At 69.8% G+C, this 500-nt stretch carries 1 protein-coding gene; it reads right to left on the reverse strand.

The window, feature by feature from the left end; genetic code table 11:
* Positions 1-500 (reverse strand): hypothetical protein (locus tag DAI20_RS20570; protein WP_205781561.1); only part of this gene is annotated, 500 nt, incomplete at both ends.

Consider the following 500-nt stretch of genomic DNA (forward strand, 5'->3'; position numbering starts at 1 on the left):
GATCGCCGGGACGCGGGGCGGTTCCACCTGGCGATCGGCCAGCGCATGGTCGCGCTCGCGCACGCGCTGCTGGAGGTCGTGGCTGTTGAGTGCGGCAACAGCCTCCTCGAGCTCGGACGCGGCCACGAACAGCGCCGCGGCGCCTTGATTGAAGAGCGCGCGTGCCTCGGCCTCCTTCGACGGATTCCCGGGCAGGGGCAGGTTGTGCGAGGCGTTGGTCCCGGCGCCGGGGAATCCGAAGCCCTTCACGGTTTCGGCAATGCCATAGGGCAGCCGCACGTCGGCATCGGGAACGGCGGCGCCCGCTTGCAGGCGCGACTCCATCACATGGATACCCCACGCGATGCTGGCCGGATCGCGCCCGTCCAGCGCGATCGGATCAAAGCCGTTCAATCGCAGGTGCCGGTCCAGCCACCGCTCGCCGCCCTGCTGGGCGATCTGGCTGCGCTGTTCGATGCGCCGCCCGTTGAGGATGATGATCGGGCTGACCAGCCCGCTGT

The sequence above is a fragment of the Planctomonas deserti genome, from assembly GCF_003067705.1.
GTDB classification, from domain to species: domain Bacteria; phylum Actinomycetota; class Actinomycetes; order Actinomycetales; family Microbacteriaceae; genus Planctomonas; species Planctomonas deserti.